At 72.2% G+C, this 18,300-nt stretch carries 18 protein-coding genes; 15 read left to right on the top strand and 3 right to left on the bottom strand.

Going from position 1 to position 18,300, the window contains the following annotated elements; genetic code table 11:
- Positions 1-43 precede the first annotated feature (43 nt).
- From infA to DEI89_RS08180, 7 genes are all read left to right on the top strand, one after another.
- Entirely contained in the window at positions 44-265 is a 222-nt protein-coding gene (infA, locus tag DEI89_RS08210) for a translation initiation factor IF-1 (RefSeq protein ID WP_017885509.1), read from the top strand.
- Between the two features lie 70 nt (positions 266-335).
- Positions 336-452, top strand: coding sequence for a 50S ribosomal protein L36 (gene rpmJ, locus DEI89_RS08205; RefSeq protein ID WP_022903266.1), 117 nt, complete (start codon positions 336-338; stop codon positions 450-452).
- Positions 453-678: 226 nt separating this feature from the next.
- Positions 679-1,053: a 30S ribosomal protein S13 gene (rpsM, locus tag DEI89_RS08200; RefSeq protein WP_110903552.1), complete on the top strand. Its 375-nt coding sequence runs from the start codon at positions 679-681 to the stop codon at positions 1,051-1,053.
- Positions 1,054-1,062: 9 nt separating this feature from the next.
- Complete coding sequence (rpsK, locus tag DEI89_RS08195; protein ID WP_110824227.1) at positions 1,063-1,461, top strand: 30S ribosomal protein S11; 399 nt, start codon at positions 1,063-1,065, stop codon at positions 1,459-1,461.
- 188 nt (positions 1,462-1,649) lie between these two features.
- Positions 1,650-2,645 (top strand): DNA-directed RNA polymerase subunit alpha, encoded by a 996-nt coding sequence (locus DEI89_RS08190; protein WP_110903551.1) that lies wholly within the window; start codon positions 1,650-1,652, stop codon positions 2,643-2,645.
- 64 nt (positions 2,646-2,709) lie between these two features.
- Positions 2,710-3,282, top strand: coding sequence for a 50S ribosomal protein L17 (rplQ, locus tag DEI89_RS08185; RefSeq protein ID WP_110903550.1), 573 nt, complete (start codon positions 2,710-2,712; stop codon positions 3,280-3,282).
- A gap of 136 nt (positions 3,283-3,418) precedes the next feature.
- The gene (locus DEI89_RS08180; protein ID WP_110903549.1) at positions 3,419-4,609 is read left to right on the top strand and encodes an aromatic acid exporter family protein; all 1,191 of its coding nucleotides are present in this window, start codon (positions 3,419-3,421) and stop codon (positions 4,607-4,609) included.
- A 5-nt stretch (positions 4,610-4,614) separates the two neighbouring features.
- Here DEI89_RS08180 and DEI89_RS08175 read toward each other — a convergent pair whose 3' ends face one another.
- Positions 4,615-5,793, bottom strand: coding sequence for a hypothetical protein (locus DEI89_RS08175; protein WP_110903548.1), 1,179 nt, complete (start codon positions 5,791-5,793; stop codon positions 4,615-4,617).
- An 83-nt stretch (positions 5,794-5,876) separates the two neighbouring features.
- Between DEI89_RS08175 and DEI89_RS08170 the strand changes: the two genes are divergently transcribed.
- The gene (locus DEI89_RS08170) at positions 5,877-9,152 is read left to right on the top strand and encodes a BTAD domain-containing putative transcriptional regulator (protein ID WP_110903547.1); all 3,276 of its coding nucleotides are present in this window, start codon (positions 5,877-5,879) and stop codon (positions 9,150-9,152) included.
- On the opposite strand, the gene DEI89_RS08165 is transcribed toward DEI89_RS08170, so the two are convergent.
- Complete coding sequence (locus DEI89_RS08165) at positions 9,121-9,966, bottom strand: ABC transporter permease (protein ID WP_110903546.1); 846 nt, start codon at positions 9,964-9,966, stop codon at positions 9,121-9,123. The genes DEI89_RS08170 and DEI89_RS08165 overlap by 32 nt on opposite strands.
- A complete protein-coding gene (locus tag DEI89_RS08160; protein WP_110903545.1) occupies positions 9,963-10,964 on the bottom strand; it encodes an ATP-binding cassette domain-containing protein in 1,002 nt (333 codons plus the stop codon). The genes DEI89_RS08165 and DEI89_RS08160 overlap by 4 nt, the downstream gene beginning before the upstream one ends.
- 97 nt (positions 10,965-11,061) lie before the next feature.
- On the opposite strand from DEI89_RS08160, the gene DEI89_RS08155 reads away from it, so the two are divergent.
- From DEI89_RS08155 to DEI89_RS08125, 7 genes are all read left to right on the top strand, one after another.
- On the top strand, positions 11,062-12,015 hold the full coding sequence (locus DEI89_RS08155) for a tRNA pseudouridine(38-40) synthase TruA (RefSeq protein WP_258368821.1): 954 nt from the start codon (positions 11,062-11,064) through the stop codon (positions 12,013-12,015).
- Between the two features lie 22 nt (positions 12,016-12,037).
- Complete coding sequence (locus DEI89_RS08150) at positions 12,038-12,784, top strand: MBL fold metallo-hydrolase (RefSeq protein ID WP_110903544.1); 747 nt, start codon at positions 12,038-12,040, stop codon at positions 12,782-12,784.
- 88 nt (positions 12,785-12,872) lie between these two features.
- Complete coding sequence (locus tag DEI89_RS08145) at positions 12,873-13,301, top strand: hypothetical protein (RefSeq protein WP_110903543.1); 429 nt, start codon at positions 12,873-12,875, stop codon at positions 13,299-13,301.
- 65 nt (positions 13,302-13,366) lie between these two features.
- Positions 13,367-14,236, top strand: a complete 870-nt coding sequence (locus DEI89_RS08140; RefSeq protein ID WP_110903542.1) for an ATP-binding cassette domain-containing protein — start codon at positions 13,367-13,369, stop codon at positions 14,234-14,236.
- Complete coding sequence (locus tag DEI89_RS08135) at positions 14,233-14,943, top strand: hypothetical protein (protein ID WP_110903541.1); 711 nt, start codon at positions 14,233-14,235, stop codon at positions 14,941-14,943. Before DEI89_RS08140 ends, DEI89_RS08135 begins: the two co-directional genes overlap by 4 nt.
- Positions 14,940-15,197, top strand: a complete 258-nt coding sequence (locus DEI89_RS08130; protein WP_146236716.1) for a hypothetical protein — start codon at positions 14,940-14,942, stop codon at positions 15,195-15,197. Before DEI89_RS08135 ends, DEI89_RS08130 begins: the two co-directional genes overlap by 4 nt.
- 149 nt (positions 15,198-15,346) lie before the next feature.
- On the top strand, positions 15,347-18,160 hold the full coding sequence (locus DEI89_RS08125; protein WP_110903539.1) for an ExeM/NucH family extracellular endonuclease: 2,814 nt from the start codon (positions 15,347-15,349) through the stop codon (positions 18,158-18,160).
- Positions 18,161-18,300: the final 140 nt, after the last annotated feature.

The raw sequence follows: 18,300 nt of genomic DNA, 5'->3' as shown, positions 1-18,300 counted from the left end.
CTCGGGGATCACACCGGTAATCCAACCAAGCGACAGTGAGGCTATGGCCAAGAAAGACGGCGTCATCGAGATCGAAGGCTCGGTGCTCGAAGCTCTGCCCAACGCGATGTTCCGCGTTGAGCTGACCAACGGACACAAGGTCCTCGCGCACATCTCCGGGAAGATGCGCCAGCACTACATCCGCATCCTCCCCGAGGACCGCGTGATCGTGGAGCTGAGCCCGTACGACCTGACCCGCGGCCGGATCGTCTACCGCTACAAGTGATCCGCGAGCTGGAAAGGAACGGCAAGGCGAACCCGCCGAGCACGAAGCCAGCGAGCACGAGGAACGAACAATGAAGGTCAACCCCAGCGTCAAGCCCATCTGCGAGCACTGCCGCGTCATCCGCCGCAAGGGCCGCGTCATGGTGATCTGCAAGAGCAACCCGCGTCACAAGCAGCGCCAGGGTTAGTCCCTGACGGACCAGCGAGAGCTGCTCCGGAACGGACTCCGGTCCGGTTGCACGACCGGGGCCGCCAGTCGAGAGACTGCCAGCGGCTCGAGCACGACCCACAACTGAACATCGACAACGCAGTGTCAGATCCCATCCGCACCAGCGGTCGGGGGACACCTCGGGTCGGAGGCCCGGGCACCGGCACTGCGCCACACCTCCATCGACAACAGGAGCAGCCAGCACAATGGCACGTCTAGCAGGCGTCGACATCCCGCGCGAGAAGCGCGTGGAGATCGCACTCACCTACATCTACGGGGTCGGCCGTACCCGCGCCGTCCAGACGCTCGCGGAGACCGGCATCTCCGGCGACATCCGCGTCAAGGACCTCACCGACGACCAGCTCGTCGCCCTCCGTGACTTCATCGAGGGCACCTTCAAGGTGGAGGGTGACCTCCGCCGTGAGGTCGCCGCCGACATCCGCCGCAAGGTCGAGATCGGTAGCTACGAGGGTCTCCGCCACCGTCGCGGTCTCCCGGTGCGCGGTCAGCGCACCAAGACGAACGCTCGTACCCGCAAGGGCCCGAAGCGCACCGTGGCAGGCAAGAAGAAGGCTCGATAGGAGATCACGATGGCTACCCCCAAGACCGCCGCGCGCAAGCCGCGCCGCAAGGAGAAGAAGAACGTCGCTGTGGGCCAGGCCCACATCAAGAGCACGTTCAACAACACCATCGTCAGCATCACCGACCCGTCGGGTGCCGTCCTCAGCTGGGCGTCCTCCGGGGCCGTCGGCTTCAAGGGCTCGCGCAAGTCGACGCCGTTCGCGGCGCAGCTCGCCGCCGAGTCGGCTGCCCGCCAGGCAGCGGAGCACGGCGTCAAGAAGGTCGACGTCTTCGTCAAGGGCCCGGGTTCGGGTCGCGAGACGGCGATCCGTTCGCTCCAGGCCGCTGGCCTCGAGGTCGGCTCGATCAACGACGTGACGCCGCAGGCGCACAACGGGTGCCGCCCGCCGAAGCGCCGCCGCGTCTGACGCGAGGAGCAACCGGCCGTTCCCCGCTCGTTCCCTGACCGGGACGAGTGGGGGCGGCCATTCCTGGTCGTTCGATCGCGCACTCCTGTGCGCGTGATCACAACTGAAACAGACCCGTCGGGGCCCGGCCGGCCCCGTCGTACCGCCAAGTGTCATATAGCGGACACTTCGCCGAAAGGAATTCCACAGTGCTCATTGCACAGCGCCCCACCCTGAACGAGGAGTCCATCTCCGAATTCCGCTCGCGCTTCGTCATCGAACCGCTCGAGCCGGGCTTCGGGTACACCCTCGGCAACTCGCTGCGCCGCACGCTCCTCTCGTCCATCCCGGGTGCTGCCGTCACGAGCATCCGCATCGACGGTGTCCTCCACGAGTTCAGCACCGTTCCCGGTGTCAAGGAGGACGTCACCGAGATCATCCTGAACATCAAGAGCCTGGTCGTCTCCAGTGAGCACGACGAGCCGATCACGGCCTACCTGCGCAAGCAGGGCGCCGGACAGGTCACCGCTGCGGACATCTCCGCGCCGGCCGGTGTCGAGATCCACAACCCGGACCTCGTCATCGCGACCCTGAACGACGCCGCTCGCTTCGAGCTGGAACTGACCATCGAGCGTGGCCGCGGCTACGTCTCGGCGACGCAGAACCGTTCGGAGTTCAGCGAAGCCGGTCAGATCCCGATCGACTCGATCTACTCGCCCGTGCTCAAGGTCACCTACCGCGTCGAGGCGACGCGTGCCGGTGAGCGGACGGACTTCGACCGTCTGGTCGTCGACGTCGAGTCGAAGCCCGCGATCACGCCGCGCGACGCCATCGCGTCGGCCGGTCGCACGCTCGTCGAGCTGTTCGGGCTCGCCCGCGAGCTCAACACGGCGGCTGAAGGCATCGAGATCGGCCCCGCGCCGGTCGACGCCGTGCTCTCGAACGAGCTGCAGACGCCGATCGAGGACCTCGACCTGTCGGTCCGGAGCTACAACTGCCTGAAGCGCGAGGGCATCAACACGGTGTCCGAGCTCGTCGCCCTCTCGGAGACGCAGCTCATGAACATCCGCAACTTCGGCCAGAAGTCGGTGGACGAGGTCAAGGACAAGCTCACCGAGCTCGGCCTGTCCCTCAAGGACACCGTCCCCGGATTCGATGGTGCCCACTTCTACAGCGGGTACGACGAGGACGAGTCCAGCAACTGACCTCGCGCTCACGCGCACGCGCTCCTGACACGGGGCGCACCACCATCACCACTGGAGAACTGACATGCCGAAGCCCACCAAGGGCCCCCGCCTCGGTGGCGGTCCCGCCCACGAGCGCCTGCTCCTGAGCAACCTCGCCAACGCCCTGTTCACGCACGGCCGCATCACCACGACCGAGACGAAGGCCAAGCGCCTCCGCCCGGTCGCCGAGCGGCTCATCACGTTCGCGAAGCGTGGCGACCTGCACGCTCGTCGTCGTGTGATCGCAGCGCTGCGCGACAAGACCGTCGTGCACACGCTGTTCACCGAGATCGCGCCGCAGGTGGCCGACCGCCAGGGCGGTTACACCCGCATCACGAAGCTCGGCTTCCGCAAGGGCGACAACGCGCCGCTCGCCTCGATCGAGCTCGTCCTCGAGCCCGTGTCGAGCACGCCGGCTCCGGTCTCGCGCACGGCTGCTCCGGCCGCCGCAGCGCCGGCCGCGACGGAGTCCGACACCACGGAGGCCCCGGTCGAGGAGACCGAGACCACCGAGGAGTCGACGCCGGTCGCCGAGGAGACCACGACCGACGCTGCCGCTGAGGTCGAGGCCGACGCCGCCGCCAAGTCGGACGACGCCGCGGACGCCTCCAAGTAGTCGCACCGCACCACACAGGAGGGCCCTCGCAGCGCAGGCTGTGGGGGCCCTCCGGTGTTCGTGCGTGGACCCGCGCGGCCGGGAGGCACGCCCAGCGCCCGCCGCCACGGTGCCGGCCGACGAGACGAGAGCACCCATGCAGTTCCAGCACATCGCCGGGGTCGGCACGCGCGTGTGGCGGTGGAGCCGGAGTTCCGGAACACAGCCGCGCCTGCTGCACGCCGGCAAGGCCGCCGCCGCCGCAGCGCTCGCATGGATGATCGCCCGGCACGTCCCGGGCGTCGCGTCCGACTACCCGTACTACGCCCCGCTCGGTGCGGTGGTCGCCATGCAGACGACGGTGTTCGCCGGCCTCCGCAGCGGCGTGCAGACCCTGGTCGGCATCGCCCTGGGCATCGCTGTCGCCGCCTTCACGATGTGGGTGGGGCACTCGGGAGTCCTGGCGGTCGCCCTCGCGGTCGGCGTCGGTGTGCTCGTCGGTGGGTTCCGGATCCTCGGCGAGGGCAGTTCGTGGGTTTCCACGGCGGCGCTCTTCGTTCTGCTCGTCGGTGGCGCCCACGCCGAGGGGTACTCGCTCGGGTACCTCGTGCAGATGACGGTCGGTGTGCTCGTCGGCCTGCTGGTGAACTTCCTGGTGTTCCCACCCCTGCGGTTCTGGGACGCCGAACGTCGGATCGACCAGGTGAACGGCGTGCTGGCCGAACACCTCGACGGACTGGCCGACGTGCTCGAGCAGGGGGAGCGGGACGAGCGGGCGTGGGACCGCGCGCAGGACCGCCTCGACCGTGCCATCGCCGACGTCCGGAGCCGGGTGTCGATCGCGCAGGAGAGTCGTCGCATCAACCCCCGCGGAGCGCTCCGGGGATCGCGTGCGCGGCTGCAGCGCGACGGTTCCCGGTTCCGCGCACTCGAGCGGGTCGCCTGGTACACGACGGACCTCACCGAACTCGTCGCCCGTTCAGGGCCGGTGTCGTCGAACCTCGGTCGGCCGGACGAGGCGTTCACCGTGCCGCTCACGACGGCGGTCCGGCAGGTGGCGGCGATGGTCCGGGGTGACCACCCGCCGGAGGAGGGCGACCGGGCGATCTCCGAACTCGAACGGGCGCTCGACGCATCGCGCGAGTACCCGTCGGACGTGGCGGTGACTTCGTCCGCGCTGGTGTCGCTCCGCGGCATCGTCGAGTCCGAGCGCCAGGCGACGCAGGACCTGGACACCGCGACCGGGCCCTCGGACGACACGGACCGGTCGCCAGTTCCCCAGCGGGTCAGCACCGGGATCGGGTGGCGGCTCCGTGCGGCCCGTCCGGAGCGGCGCCGGGAGCGGTAGGCGGCTCAGGCGGCCAGCGAGGCCTCCACCCAGCGGACGACCGCCGAGGTGGTGTCCGGCGCGACCGCACGCCAGAGCCCGAAGTGCTCCCAGCTGCCGCCCCGCAGGACGTCCACCGAGCAGAGCGTGTCGTCGCAGGTACGCCAGGCTGCGTCGCCGCTCTCGAGTCCGTCGAGGTCGAGTCGGCCGGACCGGTCGACCGTGCCGTTGCCGAGCCGCTGTTCGAGCACCCACCCGCCGTCGGGCAGTGCGGAGTATGTGGCACCGGTCAGCGGGTAGCGCCCCGAGCCGTCGTACCGGAAGACGCACACGGCGCCTTCGACCCGGTGCATCGCGAAGTCGCCGAGTTCGGCGGCGGTGTCGGTGGCGACGTCGGACGGCGTCGAGAGGTCGACGTCGCTGACGTCGTCCACCCGGCTGCTGTCGCACACCGTCAGTCGGCTGCTCGCTGCGGCATGACCGGTGGACACCGACGCTCCGGCGGAGCTCGCCACGTCCTGCTGCACGTGTCCGAGGAGCGTCCGGAAGGCGGGCAGCACGGCCTCGGGCACCGCAGCGGCGCTGTCCTGCGCCCGGACGACCGTGACGTCGACCCAGGCGTCACCGGCGAGGACGCCACCCTGACACTGCACCCGTGCGGCATCCGACGCGTCGCAGCGGACCTCGGTCACGGACATGCCCGCACTGGCCGCGTCGCTCCCGCCCGCAGCCCGGAAATCGGGGCCCGCGTCGGGGAGCACCGACACGTGGACGCCCTGGAACACGGGGTCGTCCCGTCGGGCTTCCGCGACGTCATCGAGGGTGGACACCCCGTTGGTGGCCCAGCAGGACGCGCCACCGGCGGCTTGCGGGAACGCCCACGCGCCCAGGGTGTGCGCCTGCCCGGTGAGCGGGTCCTCGACGGCGACGCCCGGGACGACCGCCTCGACCAGGCCACCCGGCAGCAGCTGCGCACAGCTCGGCCATCCGGCGCTGTCCGGGGTGCGCCCGAAGGAGACCCGCTGGTCGGCACCGTCCTGGTCGGACCCGGCAGCCCCGGTGTCCGGCGTGGAGGTCGTCCCGCTCGCAGCTCCCGACGTCGGACCCGGCGCGGACGACGAGTCGGTGCCGGAGCAGGCCGTCAGACCGAGGACGACCGTGACCGCGACGGCGGCGGTCGTGATGCGGCGGAAGCGTGTGGACACATGCTCAGGGTACGGGCGGGCACGACGGCAGCAGAGGCCGTTCCCATCACGATCGCGTGACGAGGCGCGCCTAGACTCCGAGCGTGCCCGAGCTCCGTGTCGCCGTCCTCGGTCCGGTGCTCGCCGAGGACCGGACCGGTGCCCTCGTCCCGGTCCCCGGGACGCTGGCTCGGACGTTCCTCACCGCGCTCGTCCTGGCGCGCGGCCGCGCCGTGACCACGGAGTCCCTCATCGACGACCTGTGGGCCGACGAACCACCCAGGGGCGCCCGCGCGGCCCTGCAGACGCTCGTCTCGCGCCTCCGCCGCGCCACCGCCGACGGGCTCGTCGTCTCCACCCCGTCCGGGTACGTCCTCGGCGTGGACACCGACGCGACCGACCTCGGTGCGGCCGAACGGATGCTCGGCGGCACCCCGGACGCGCCGGTGCTGCGCGCGGCCCTGGACCGCTGGCGCGGCGAGCCCGGAGGGGACCTCGAGGGTTCCGTCGCCGGGGAGCTCGCCGACCGGGCGGGCGCGGTCCGACGGGACCTCCGTCGTCGACTCGCCACGGTCCTCCAGTCCAGTGGCGACCCGGATGCCGCCGCAGCCCTCTGGCGCGACGAGGCCGCGGCCGACCCGTTCGACGAGGCAGCCGTCGCCGGGCTGGTCCGTGCCCTCGCCGGTGCCGGACAGGCAGCCGAGGCGCTCGCCGTCTTCGCCGCGCACCGCGACCGGCTGTCCGACGAACTCGGCGCCGATCCGTCCGCCGACCTGGTGCGACTCAACGCCGAGGTGCTCCGCAGCACCGGTCCCGTCAGCGGCTCGGTCCGGCGGGTCGGGCTGCGGGCCGCGCCGAATGCGCTCATCGGACGGGAGGCCGACCTCGCCACCGTCACGCGCCTCCTGTCCCAGGCGCGGCTGGTGACGATCCTCGGTGCCGGCGGTCTCGGCAAGACGCGACTCGCGCAGGCCGCGGCGACGACGGTCCCGCCCGCCTGCGGTGTCGTCGTGGTCGAGCTCGCGCCGCTCACCACCGGCGAGGACGTGGTGCCCGCGATCGGTGCGCTGCTGGGGATCGCCGAGGTCCGCAGCGCACGGAGCCTGCGGGACGCCGTGGTGGCCGACCTGCGGAGCCGGGTGGTCCGAGCGCTCGGCGAGGAACTCACCCTGCTCGTGCTCGACAACTGCGAGCACATCCTCGAACCCGTCGCCGCGATCACCGCCGACCTGCTCGCGGAGCTGCCCGGACTGCGGGTCCTGACGACCTCGCGCGCGCCGCTCGCGGTCGCCGGCGAGGTCGTCGCGCCGCTGGCGCCGTTGCCGGTCGAAGCAGACGGGGCCGCCGTCCGCCTGTTCACCGACCGGGCACGCGCGGCACGACCGGGTGCGGTGCTGCCGGTCGACGCGGTCCGCCGGATCTGCACCCGGCTCGACGGGTCCCCGCTGGCGATCGAGCTGGCCGCCGCGCGGATCCGCGGGATGAGCGTCGACGAGATCGAACGACGACTCGACGACCGCTTCGCGCTGCTCCGCGGTGGCGACCGGTCGGCCCCGGAACGGCACCGGACCCTGCTCGCCGTCATCGAGTGGAGTTGGCGACTGCTCGACGACGGGGCCCGGGACCTGCTGACCCGACTCACACTCTTCCCGGACGGCCTGTCCGTCGACGCCGTCGAAGCGGTCGCCGCACCGTCCCGGGTGCACGACGCCCTCGACGACCTGGCCGAACTGGTGGAGCAGTCCCTCGTGCAGCTCGTCGAGCAGGAGGGCGAGCCCGTCCGCTACCGCCTGCTCGAGACCGTCCGCGAGTTCGGTGCCGCACGGCTGGAGGAGTCCGGCGCCACCGGGGACGTCCGCGCCGCGATGACCCGCTGGGCCTGCCGGGCCGCGGCCGAGCACGACCTGTTCATCGTGCGGACCACGGACCAGGTCGTGCGCTTCCGGGTGCTCGAACGCGAGGCCGACAACCTCGTCACGATGCTGCGCTGGAACCTGCGCGCCGAGGACGCCGTCGCGGTCGCGCCGCTCTTCTCGGCACTCGCCGGGTACTGGTCGTTCCGTGGGGCGCACGGCGAGGTCGCGGCGATCGCGTCCGACGTCGTGGCCGTCCTCCGCACCGTCCCACCCGAGCCCGAGCCCGAGCCCGCGACCGGCGTGCGGACGGCCGCCGTCCTCGGCCTCGTCATCGCCTGCGCGACCGCCGCCTTCTCCGACCGCCGCACCTCGGTGCGCGCCCGCGCCGCGCTCCGCCGCCTGCACCGGGCCGGCGTGACCGGCGTCCCGGTGGTCGACGCCCAGGCCGAGCTGCTCCTCACCCTCGGCCGTCGGGCCGCGGGTGAGACCGCCCTGACCCGACTCCGCGAGGACCCGGACACCGGAGTGGCGTGCCTGGCGCACCTGCTCAGCGCGCCGTTGACCGAGAACGACGGTGAGCTCGAACGCGCCCTCGGCTTCTCGACCCGCGCGCGGCTGCTCGCCGAGCAGGCCGGTGACGTCTGGACCTCGGGCACCGCGGCCGTCTCGGTGACGCAGCTCGCCGGGCAACTCGGTCGGTACGAGCAGGCACTCGCCGCGGCGGCCACAGCCCGGGAACGGCTCGAGCAGTTCGGCGCCGAGGACGACCTGGTCGAGGTCGGGTGGAGCGTCGGGTTGAGCGCCGCGGCGACCGGGGACGTCGACCGCGCCCGCTCGTTGGCGGCCGAACTCGCCGCGCTCCCGGCGTCCCCCGGTTCCGGACCGGTCGGTGGCCCGGGTGGCGGCCCCGGCGGGGAGCGGGCACAGATGACGCTGCTCGCGCACGCGGTCCGGGCCGAGGTCGCACGGACCGAGGGGGACCCCGCCCGCGCGGTCGTCGAGTACCGGCGGGCCTGGGACCAGGCGGTGCCGCACCGGCGCGAGGCGAGCCAGTGGGTGATGGTCATCGGTGCGGCGCTCCTGGCCGCGCAGGACGAGGCGGCGCAGGCCCGGTCCGCCGGGGCCGCAGCGGGCCTCCAGGACGCCGGTCGGGAGGCCCGTGCGGACCTCGCCCGGCAGGTCCGGGTGAGTGCCCTGGTCGCGCTCCGCATGCCGTCGCTGTGGAACGACCTGCCCGTCGTCGGGACGGCCGTCGTCGGCGCCGCGCTCGAGGCGATCGACCGCGGAGTCGATTCGGCCCTCGTCGCCGCTGCCTGGGGCAGTGCGCTCCGTCTGGGTGCCCGACAGGACTTCGCGGTCCTCCGTCACGGACGGCTCCGGCCGCTGGTCGTGGCCGCGGTCGGCGAGGCCCTCGTGGTGGACGCCGAGACGGCCTCGGCCGGGATGTCCCGGGCCGAGGCCGTCGCTGCCGCGCGAGCGGCGCTCGAGGCGGTCAGGCCTTCCGCATGTAGGCCCGGACGGTGAGCGGGGCGAACACCGCGACGACGACCGCTGCGCCGAGCAGGCTCAACCACAGGTCGCCGCCGATCGTGCCGTGGTTGACCAGGTCGCGGACCGCCGTGATGAGGTGCGAGATCGGGTTCACGTCGGAGAACCAGTGCAGCCAGTCCGGCAGCGTGTCCGCCGGGACGAACGCGTTCGACAGGAACGTCAGCGGGAAGAGCACCAGGTTCGAGATGCCCGACACGCTCGACGCCGTGCGGGCGACGACGCCGAAGTAGGCGAAGACCCAGCTGATCGCCCACGCCACGACGACGACGAGCAGGCCGGCGACCAGCACCGCGCCGATGCCACCGGCGGGACGCAGCCCCATGATGAACCCGACGGTGAAGGTGATGGTGGTGGCGATCGCGTAGCGGACCGTGTCGGCGAGCAGCGCTCCGGCGAGCGGGGCGATCCGGGCGATCGGCAGCGACCGGAAGCGGTCGAACACGCCCTTGTCCATGTCCTCACGGAGCTGCACGCCGGTGACGATCGACGACGTGATGTTCGTCTGCACGAGGATGCCCGGGATGATGATCGGCAGGTAGCTGCTGACGTCCCCGGCGATCGCGCCGCCGAAGATGTACGTGAACATCACGGTGAAGACGATCGGCATGAGCGTCACGTCGAACAGCTGCTCGGGCGTCCGTCGGACCTTGACCAGGCCGCGGTACGCCATCGTCAGCGACTGCCGGACGGTCGCGGCCAGGCCGGATCCGCCGACACCCGGCCGCGGGGCGACCCGCGGGGTGCCCGACGGTGCGGCGGCCAGGTCGGGGGTGGTGAGCGTGCTCATGCGTTGCTCCCTTCGAGCGCGCGGGCGGCGGGTGCAGGCGTGGCAGCGCCCACCCCCTCGCCGGTGATGGTGAGGAAGACCTCGTCGAGCGTCGGCTTCTGCACGCTCATCTCGGCGAGGGAGATGCCGGCGTCCCGCAAGGACACGAGCAGGTCGGTGACACGGTCGGGGTCCGCCATCGGCGCGGTCAGGCGGGAGCCCTCCGGGCTCGCCACCGCCGCGGTCCCGAGCACGCGGAGCACCAGGTCGGACGCCTCGGCCAGTCGTGCCGACGTCGAGTCGGCCAGCCGGAGCTGCAGCGACGCGGTGCCGATCGAGGCCTTCAGCTCGTCACTCGTGCCCTCGGCCACGACCCGGCCGCGGTCGATCACCGCGATGCGGTCCGCGAGCTGGTCGGCCTCGTCGAGGTACTGCGTCGTCAGCAGCACCGTCGACCCGGTCGCGACGAGCTCCCGGATCGTGTCCCACATCTGCGCCCGGGTCCGGGGATCGAGACCCGTCGTCGGTTCGTCGAGGAAGATCAGCGGCGGCTGCGCGATGAGGCTCGCAGCCAGGTCCAACCGTCGACGCATGCCGCCGGAGAACCCGCGGAGCGGTCGTCGTGCGGCCTCGCTCAACCCGAAGCGCTCGAGCAGCTCCGTCGACTTCCGCTTCGCCTCCGTCCGGGACAGCCCGAGCAGCCGGCCGAAGACGACGAGGTTCTCGGTCGCGCTCAGGGTCTCGTCGACGCTGGCGTACTGGCCGGTCACACCGATGAGCTGCCGCACCACGTGCGGCTCCCGGCGGACGTCGTGGCCGAACACCCGCGCCTGGCCACCGTCCAGGCGGAGCAGGGTCGCGAGCATGCTGATCGTGGTGGTCTTGCCGGCACCGTTCGGTCCGAGCACCCCGTAGACGGTGCCGGCCTCCACGCGGAGGTCGACCCCGTCCACGGCCCGGTTGCTGCCGAACGTCTTCACGAGGCCAGTGGCCTCCACCGCGAGCGGTGTCGTGGTCATCGTCGTGTCCTTCCGTCGACGTCGTGTACGGGGAGGACACTGCCGAGCAGCGCTCACGCGGCACTGACGCGGCGCTGACATCGGTACCGTGGAGGACGTGAGCGACACGGCCCGGACACCAGACGACACCGGCGCAGACGACACCGGCGTGCGACTGCGGATCGACCTGGCGTACGACGGTTCCGGCTTCTCCGGGTGGGCACGCCAGCCCGCACTCCGGACCGTGCAGGGCGTGCTCGAGGACGCCCTCGCCACCGTCTTCACCCGGTGGGGCGAACCACCCCAGCTGACGGTCGCCGGGCGCACCGACGCCGGCGTGCACGCCACCGGACAGGTCGCACACTTCGACCTCAGCCCGGACCAGTGGGCCGCCCTGACCCGGCCGAAGCGTCCGAGCGCCGACGGCACCGTCCGCGACCCCTTCGCCGGGCTCGTCCGACGGCTCAACGGGCTCGCCGGCGCCGACGGGGACGTCGTCGTCCGCCGCGTGAGCGTCGCCCCGGCCGGGTTCGACGCCCGGTTCTCCCCGCTCTGGCGGCGCTACCGGTACCGGGTCGCCGACGTCGACGCCCTCCGCGACCCCCTCCGCCGCGGGCACACGACCTGGTACCCGGGGCGCCTCGACCCGGCGGCGATGGAGCGCGGTGCGCTGCGGCTGCTCGGGCTGCACGACTTCGCGGCGTTCTGCAAGCCGCGGGTCGGCGCGACCACGATCCGGACCCTGCAGGAGTTCCGCTGGGACCGTGAGCCGGACGGCGTGCTGGTGGCGAGCCTCCAGGCCGACGCCTTCTGCCACTCCATGGTGCGCGCGATGGTCGGCGGCACCCTCGCCGTCGGCGAGGGCCGGCTGACGCCGGACGAACTCGACGGGCTCCGCGTCGCGGCGGAACGCACCAGCGCCTTCACCACCGCCCCGGCCCGCGGACTCACCCTGACCGAGGTCGGGTACCCGGACGACGACGCCCTGGAGGCGCGGGCCATCCAGACACGCGCCCGTCGCGACGCGGAGGGACACCGGCCCGGCGACCTGTCGGACGAGGGCGGGCGCTAGCGCCTGGCGGTAGCGTCGGGGGATGGCTCCTCGTGCTCCGCGCTCCGTCGTCTCTGTCGCACCCGGTGTGGTCTTCGTCGAGGGGCCGGTGTCGAACTGGGTCGTCCTGGCGGAGGAGGACGGCGTCGCCCTCATCGACGCGGGCTACCCGGCCGACACGGACCTGGTGCTCGACAGCGTGCTGCTCGCCGGACACGACCTCGAGGACCTCCGCCGCGTCTACGTCACGCACGGGCACGTCGACCACGTCGGCGGCCTGCCCGGGATCCTCGAGCGCTTCCCGCACGTCGAGGTGCTCGCGCACGCCGACGAGGTCGACAACGTCCGCGGCCCCGACCGGCAGCAGGTCACCCCGGCGGAGATCGGCGGACGGCTCGCCGCACCGCGCGTGCTCCGCTGGCTCGCCCGCGCGGTCGCGTCCGACGCCCTCCGACCCACCACCGTTCCGAGCGCCCGCGCCTTCACGGCCCGCGACTTCGACGGCCGTGCGATGACCCCCCTGCCGGCACCCGGGCACACCGCCGGGTCCACCACGTACCTGCTCCCGGCCGCGGACGCCCTCGTCACCGGGGACGCGGTCGTCACGCACCACGACACGCAGCCCGCGTCCTGGGCGCCGCGGCCGCGGATGATCACGCCGTTCTTCACGGCGGACCAGGCGCTCGCCGTGGAGTCGGCGCGGGTGCTGCCGTACCCGGCGATCGTGCTGCCGGGGCACGGGCCGGCGGTGTACCGGGTGGGGGCGGAGTGGGTGCCGATCGGGAGCTGACAGCTCCTCTCATTGGTATTCCAGTTCGGTATCTGAAATGGTGGATTCAGCGGTGGTGAAGGAGCCGCCCTCCACGAGGGGAACCACCATGAAGAAGATCCGTACGAGTGCGGTCGTCGCAGCGATCCTGGGCGGAGCGATGCTGGGCACGATCGGGGCGACCGCTGCTTCAGCGCAACCGGTCAGCTCGAGTTCGTCCAGCGCCGTCAGTTCATCGGCGATCGCCGTCGCGCCTCCCGCGGCGTCGTCTCCGTCCACGACCGGACCGACCGGACCGGCCGGAACGACCAGTGGGTCCTCCACTGACGGAGTCCCGATCAGGCCGATCGTCGACTGGCTCAAGCGCAACGCCTCGTCCGTCATCCCCGCGCTCAAGACCGCGCTCCGGAACGGACTGAACGCCTTCAAGAACTGGTGGAACGGGCTGGCGGGCTGGGTCCGCGCCGGCATCAACGCGCTCGCGCACCTGACCGTCCAGGAGCTGTTCAGCGCTCTCTGGAACTACTTCTTCGGTTGATCTGCGCTCGGGAGCGGCGGTCCGGGCCAGCCCGGGCCGCCGCCCCGAGTCGGAAGGAACGAGCAATGATCCAACTCCGGGACGTCCGCCTTCGTGGCCACGACCGACCTCGTCTCCAGGACGTGTCCGTCGAACTGCAGCCAGGCCGTGTGTACGGTCTGGTCGGCCCGAACGGCGCCGGGAAGTCCACGCTCCTCGCCGTCCTCGCGGGCCTCGTGCGCATCGACCACGGTGCTCTCACCGGATCGCCGTGGCAGCGCGGCGAGGCGGTCGGGGCCGTCTTCGGGGACGGAGACCTGCACCGCGGCAGGACCGTCCGGGAGACGCTGCTGCTCCGAGCCCGTTTCGTGGGCAGCGATCGCTCAGCGGTCGACGAGACGGCGCGTCGCGTGGGTCTCCACGCCGTCCTGGGGCGTCGGGTCAAGGCGCTGTCGCTCGGTATGAAGGTGCGACTCGCGATCGGTGTGGCGCTCCTCGGATCACCGTCCCTCGTCCTCTTCGACGAGCCGATGAACGGACTCGACCCGAACGGCATCGGGTGGCTCCGGGCTGTCGTGTCCGACCTCCGGAACGCCGGAGTGACGGTCGTCGTGTCGAGCCACCTCCTCGGTGAACTCGAGACGATGATCGACGTCGCCGTCATCGTGAGCCAGGGGAGGGTCGTCCGCGTCGAGCCGGTGGTGTCCGTCGAGACCGAGGCCTGCGAGGTACGGGTCGGGAACGCGACGGACTTCCTGGAGGCCGTGGCCGAGCGAGGGATCGAGCCGGTCGTCGACGGCCGCGTGGTCCACCTCCCGATCAGTGCGGCGGAAGCCGTGCGAATGGCAGCGGAGGTCGGCGTCGACGTCCTCTCGGTGGTACCGGCCCGGAGGTCTCTGCAGGCGCTCTACGACGAGGTCTCCACGGCGGAGTTCGAGTCGGAGGTCGTCGCGTGATCGGCTTCGTCGGTGTCGCGACGCTCGAGGTCCGCAAGCGTGTCGACACGGTGGGCGCCCTGGTCGGTTTCGGTGTGCTGGCGTTGCTCGTCGTCGTGTGCTGCGCTCTGAGTGTGTCGCTCGTCACGCGTGCGGCCAGCTTCACGGTCGGGGAGGTCCTGGTGACCACCGGGCTCCCCGTCGCGCTGGCTGCATCGGTGGTCGGGGTCGTGGTCGGTGTGGGCGACGCCTCGTGCGGCGGTGAGCGCGACGGTCTGTTGGCGGGACGATCCCGGTCGGCCATGTACCTCGCGCGACTCGCAGCGTGTGGCGTGCTCATCGCCGCTGTGGTCCTCTTCGCCGTACTCGTCGGGGTCGTCGGGGCCGGGGTGGCCGTCCTGCTCGGCGGTCGAGCCGCGTCGCTGGAAGCCGTCCATCCCGTCGTGCAGTTGGCTGCTCTGACGTTCTCGTCCGCGGTGTCCGGCTTCGGCATCGGCGCGACGTCGCGTTCGCTCCCGCTCGGGCTGGTGAGTGTGCTCGCGGTGACGCTCGTGCTCGACGTGGTCCTCGCGGCGCTCGGGGCGTGGACTGCGTACATCCGGTTCGGCACGGTGCAGAGCGGGTTGACGGGTGAAGCCGATGTCCTCCCCGCCGTCACCTCGGGTCTGATCTGGATCGTCCTCCCCGTCCTGGCCGGCTGGGTACGTGCGGAGCGGGTGGCGACGTGAGTGAGGCTCCTCGACCGATCCGTCGGGACCGGGGCCGCAGAGCGGCACTGGGGCTCCTGGTGGTGCTGGCGACCCTGGGCTGCTGCGTGATCGGCGTGACGGGCCAGAGCCTGGTGATCCGCGGGATCGCGGCCGGAGCGACCTTGGTCGTCATGGGGTGTTCGCTGGTGCTCGCGCGGAAGCGCGGGAACCTCGTCGGGTGGTACGTCATTGCGGTCGGGACGACCGTGCTGCGCATGCTCTCCGACCTGTGACGGGTGGCTCCGTGCGGTGTCCGCGTGCATCTGGAGACCGCTCCTTCTGTCCCCCGTGCGGGGGCAGAACTTCACGTCCCCGTAACCTGAGCGTCCCCACAAGTCCGTAGCGTGGCGAGGTCCCTCCCGACTCCGAACCAGAGGTCTCCATGCCACGAACCGTCGGCCGCACCCTGCTGTGCGCCACGGCTGCCGCGACACTCGTCGCAGCACCGCTCGTCACCGTCACCGCTGCGACCGCAGACCCCGCGGGCACGGGGCTCGTCATCGCCGAGGCTTACCTCAAGGGCGGCAGCGCGAACGCGTTCTTCAACGAGAAGTTCGTCGAGATCGCGAACCCGACCGCCGTCCCGGTCAGCCTCGACGGCTGGTCGCTGCAGTACCGCTCGGCCACCGGCACCGGGGCGTTCAGCACGAGCACCCTCGAGGGCACCGTCCCGGCGAACGGCACGTTCCTGGTGTCCATGGCCGGGAACGGCGGGGCCACCGCGGTCGGCGCGGCCCTGCCCACGGCGGACGACACCGCGTCGCTCAACCCGTCCGGCACCACCGGCACGCTCGTCCTCGCCGACCGCACGGCCGCGCTGACGCTGCCCGCCGGCCCGGTCGGCACGGGCACCGCGGGGGTCGTCGACCTGCTCGGCTACGGCGCCTCGAACACGTACGAGGGCGCGGTCCGCACCGTCGACGGCGGCAACCCCGTCCCGAACGCCCTGGTCCGACAGGGCACCGCGGACACCGACGTGAACGCGACCGACTTCACGGTCACCGCGACCGTGACGCCGCGGAACGCCGCCGGGCAGACCGCCGGCGGCGGGACCACCCCGGCGCCGGGCGGCGGCACCACGCCGCCGCCGACCCCGGCCGTCGCCGCGACGATCCCCGAGGTCCAGGGCACGACGGACACGTCGCCCCTCGTCGGGAAGACCGTCACCACGAGCGGTGTCGTCACCGCCGTCTACGCGACGGGAGGGCTGAACGGGTACACGATCCAGACGCCGGGGACGGGCGGCGCGGTCGACCCCGCCAACCGGACCGCCTCCGACGGGCTCTACGTCTACTCCGCCGTGACCGCCGGGCTCGTCGCGATCGGCGACCACGTGCAGGTCACCGGCGCCGTGTCCGAGTTCTCCGGCCTCACCGAGCTCACCGTGGCGAGCACCGCGGACCTGACCGAGCTGACGACGCCGGCCGTCGCACCGCTGCCCGCCGCCGTCGCCTTCCCGCGCACCGACGCGCAGCGCGAGACGCTCGAGAGCATGCTCGTGGCCCCGCAGGGCGGGTACACGGTCGCCGACAACTACACGACGAACCAGTACGGCGAGATCGTGCTCGCGACGGGCTCCGGTCGACTCCTGCAGCCGACCGAGGTCGCCCGCCCCGGCAGCGCCGAGGCCGCGGCGGTCGCGGCCGACAACGCCGCCCGGTCGGTCACGCTCGACGACGGTGCGAGCACGAACTTCCTGCCCCGCGACGGCGCCGACCAGTCCGCACGGTCGATCCCGGTGCCGTGGCTGACGAACGCCGGCCCGGTGACCGTCGGCGCGACCGCGACCTTCTCGGCACCGGTCGTCCTGGACTTCCGGAACGACGCGTGGAAGTTCCAGCCGACGACGCCGGTCACCGGTGCCACGGCGGCGGCGGACCTGCCGGTGTCGTTCTCGGACGTCCGCTCCACCGCGCCCGCCGCGGTCGGCGGGGACCTCAAGCTCGCCGGTTTCAACGTGCTCAACTACTTCCCGACCACGGGCGACGAGCTCACCGGGTGCACGTACTACACGGACCGCGTCGGTGACCCGATCACGGTGAACTCCGGCTGCGACGCCCGCGGTGCCGCCGAGCAGGAGGACCTCGACCGCCAGCAGGTGAAGATCGTCAAGGCGATCAACGGGCTGGACGCCGACGTCGTCTCGCTCGAGGAGATCGAGAACTCCGCCCGCTTCGGCCAGGACCGCGACGCCGCCGTGGGCACCCTCGTCACGGCGCTCAACGCCGCGACCGGCTCCGACACCTGGGCCTTCGTCCCGTCCCCGTCCGTCCTGCCGAGCAGTGAGGACGTCATCCGCCTCGCCCTCATCTACAAGAAGGCCCGCGTCGCGCCCTCCGGCGAGTCGACGATCCTGCTCGACCCCGCGTTCACGAACGCCCGCCAGCCGGTCGCGGACGCTTTCCGCCCGGTCGGCGGCACCGCGGACGACGACTTCCTGGTCATCGCGAACCACTTCAAGTCGAAGGGCTCCGGCACCGGCGAGAACGCCGACCAGGGCGACGGCCAGGGAGCGTCGAACGCGGACCGCGTCCGCCAGGCGACGGCCCTGACGACGTTCTCCACCGCGATGCAGGACCGCTACGACACCGACAAGGTGTTCATGCTCGGCGACTTCAACGCCTACAGCGAGGAGGACCCGATGGTCGTCCTCCGCGACGCCGGGTACACGGACCTCGCCCCGGCCCGCGACCGCACCGAGTACTCGTACGTGTTCAGCGGGTTGAGCGGGTCGCTCGACCACGTGCTGGCCTCCCCGGCAGCGCTCGCGAGCGTGACTGGCGTGGACATCTGGAACATCAACTCGACCGAGTCGGTGGGCCTGGAGTACAGCCGCTACAACGTCAACGTCTCGGACCTGTACACGAACGACGTGTACCGCGCGAGCGACCACGACCCGATCCTCGTCGGGTTCGACGTCGCCGACGCGCCGGTCGACCCGGAGCCGACGCCCGACCCGACCCCCGCGCCGACGCCTGCTCCGACGCCGGTCGACGGCTCCGGTGCCGGTGGCACGGGGCTGTTCCCCGGCGCCGGTGTCGGCAGCGGCGGGACGTCGGGTCCGGGCACGGGTGGCCTCGCCTTCACGGGTGCGGAGATCGGGGGCGGCGTCGCGGCGGCGCTCGCGCTCCTCGCCGCCGGTGGCGGGCTCCTGGCGGTCCGACGCCGCCGGTCGGCGGCCGGCGACACCGAGTGACGGTGCGCTGACGCGACCACCTGGAGGTGGCGCTGACGCGACCACCTGACGGGAGGTGCGGTGCGGGTCGGACCCGCACCTGGGCCCACACCGGCCGGTTCCGGAGCGACGCGCCAGCGGCGGGCCGGCCGTGACCGGTG

Source organism: Curtobacterium sp. MCBD17_030 (assembly GCF_003224255.1).
Classification (GTDB): domain Bacteria; phylum Actinomycetota; class Actinomycetes; order Actinomycetales; family Microbacteriaceae; genus Curtobacterium.
Note: the sequence above shows the minus strand (reverse complement) of the source record. Positions and strands in the feature narration are given on the sequence as shown.

Excerpts from the sequence above, each read along its gene's own strand:
- infA (WP_017885509.1), top strand. The coding sequence starts at position 44 with ATGGCCAAGAAAGACGGCGTCATCGAGATCGAAGGCTCGGTGCTCGAA.
- rpmJ (WP_022903266.1), top strand. The coding sequence starts at position 336 with ATGAAGGTCAACCCCAGCGTCAAGCCCATCTGCGAGCACTGCCGCGTC.
- rpsM (WP_110903552.1), top strand. The coding sequence starts at position 679 with ATGGCACGTCTAGCAGGCGTCGACATCCCGCGCGAGAAGCGCGTGGAG.
- rpsK (WP_110824227.1), top strand. The coding sequence starts at position 1,063 with ATGGCTACCCCCAAGACCGCCGCGCGCAAGCCGCGCCGCAAGGAGAAG.
- rplQ (WP_110903550.1), top strand. The coding sequence starts at position 2,710 with ATGCCGAAGCCCACCAAGGGCCCCCGCCTCGGTGGCGGTCCCGCCCAC.
- DEI89_RS08180 (WP_110903549.1), top strand. The coding sequence starts at position 3,419 with ATGCAGTTCCAGCACATCGCCGGGGTCGGCACGCGCGTGTGGCGGTGG.
- DEI89_RS08165 (WP_110903546.1), bottom strand. The coding sequence starts at position 9,966 with ATGAGCACGCTCACCACCCCCGACCTGGCCGCCGCACCGTCGGGCACC.
- DEI89_RS08160 (WP_110903545.1), bottom strand. The coding sequence starts at position 10,964 with ATGACCACGACACCGCTCGCGGTGGAGGCCACTGGCCTCGTGAAGACG.
- DEI89_RS08150 (WP_110903544.1), top strand. The coding sequence starts at position 12,038 with ATGGCTCCTCGTGCTCCGCGCTCCGTCGTCTCTGTCGCACCCGGTGTG.
- DEI89_RS08145 (WP_110903543.1), top strand. The coding sequence starts at position 12,873 with ATGAAGAAGATCCGTACGAGTGCGGTCGTCGCAGCGATCCTGGGCGGA.
- DEI89_RS08140 (WP_110903542.1), top strand. The coding sequence starts at position 13,367 with ATGATCCAACTCCGGGACGTCCGCCTTCGTGGCCACGACCGACCTCGT.
- DEI89_RS08125 (WP_110903539.1), top strand. The coding sequence starts at position 15,347 with ATGCCACGAACCGTCGGCCGCACCCTGCTGTGCGCCACGGCTGCCGCG.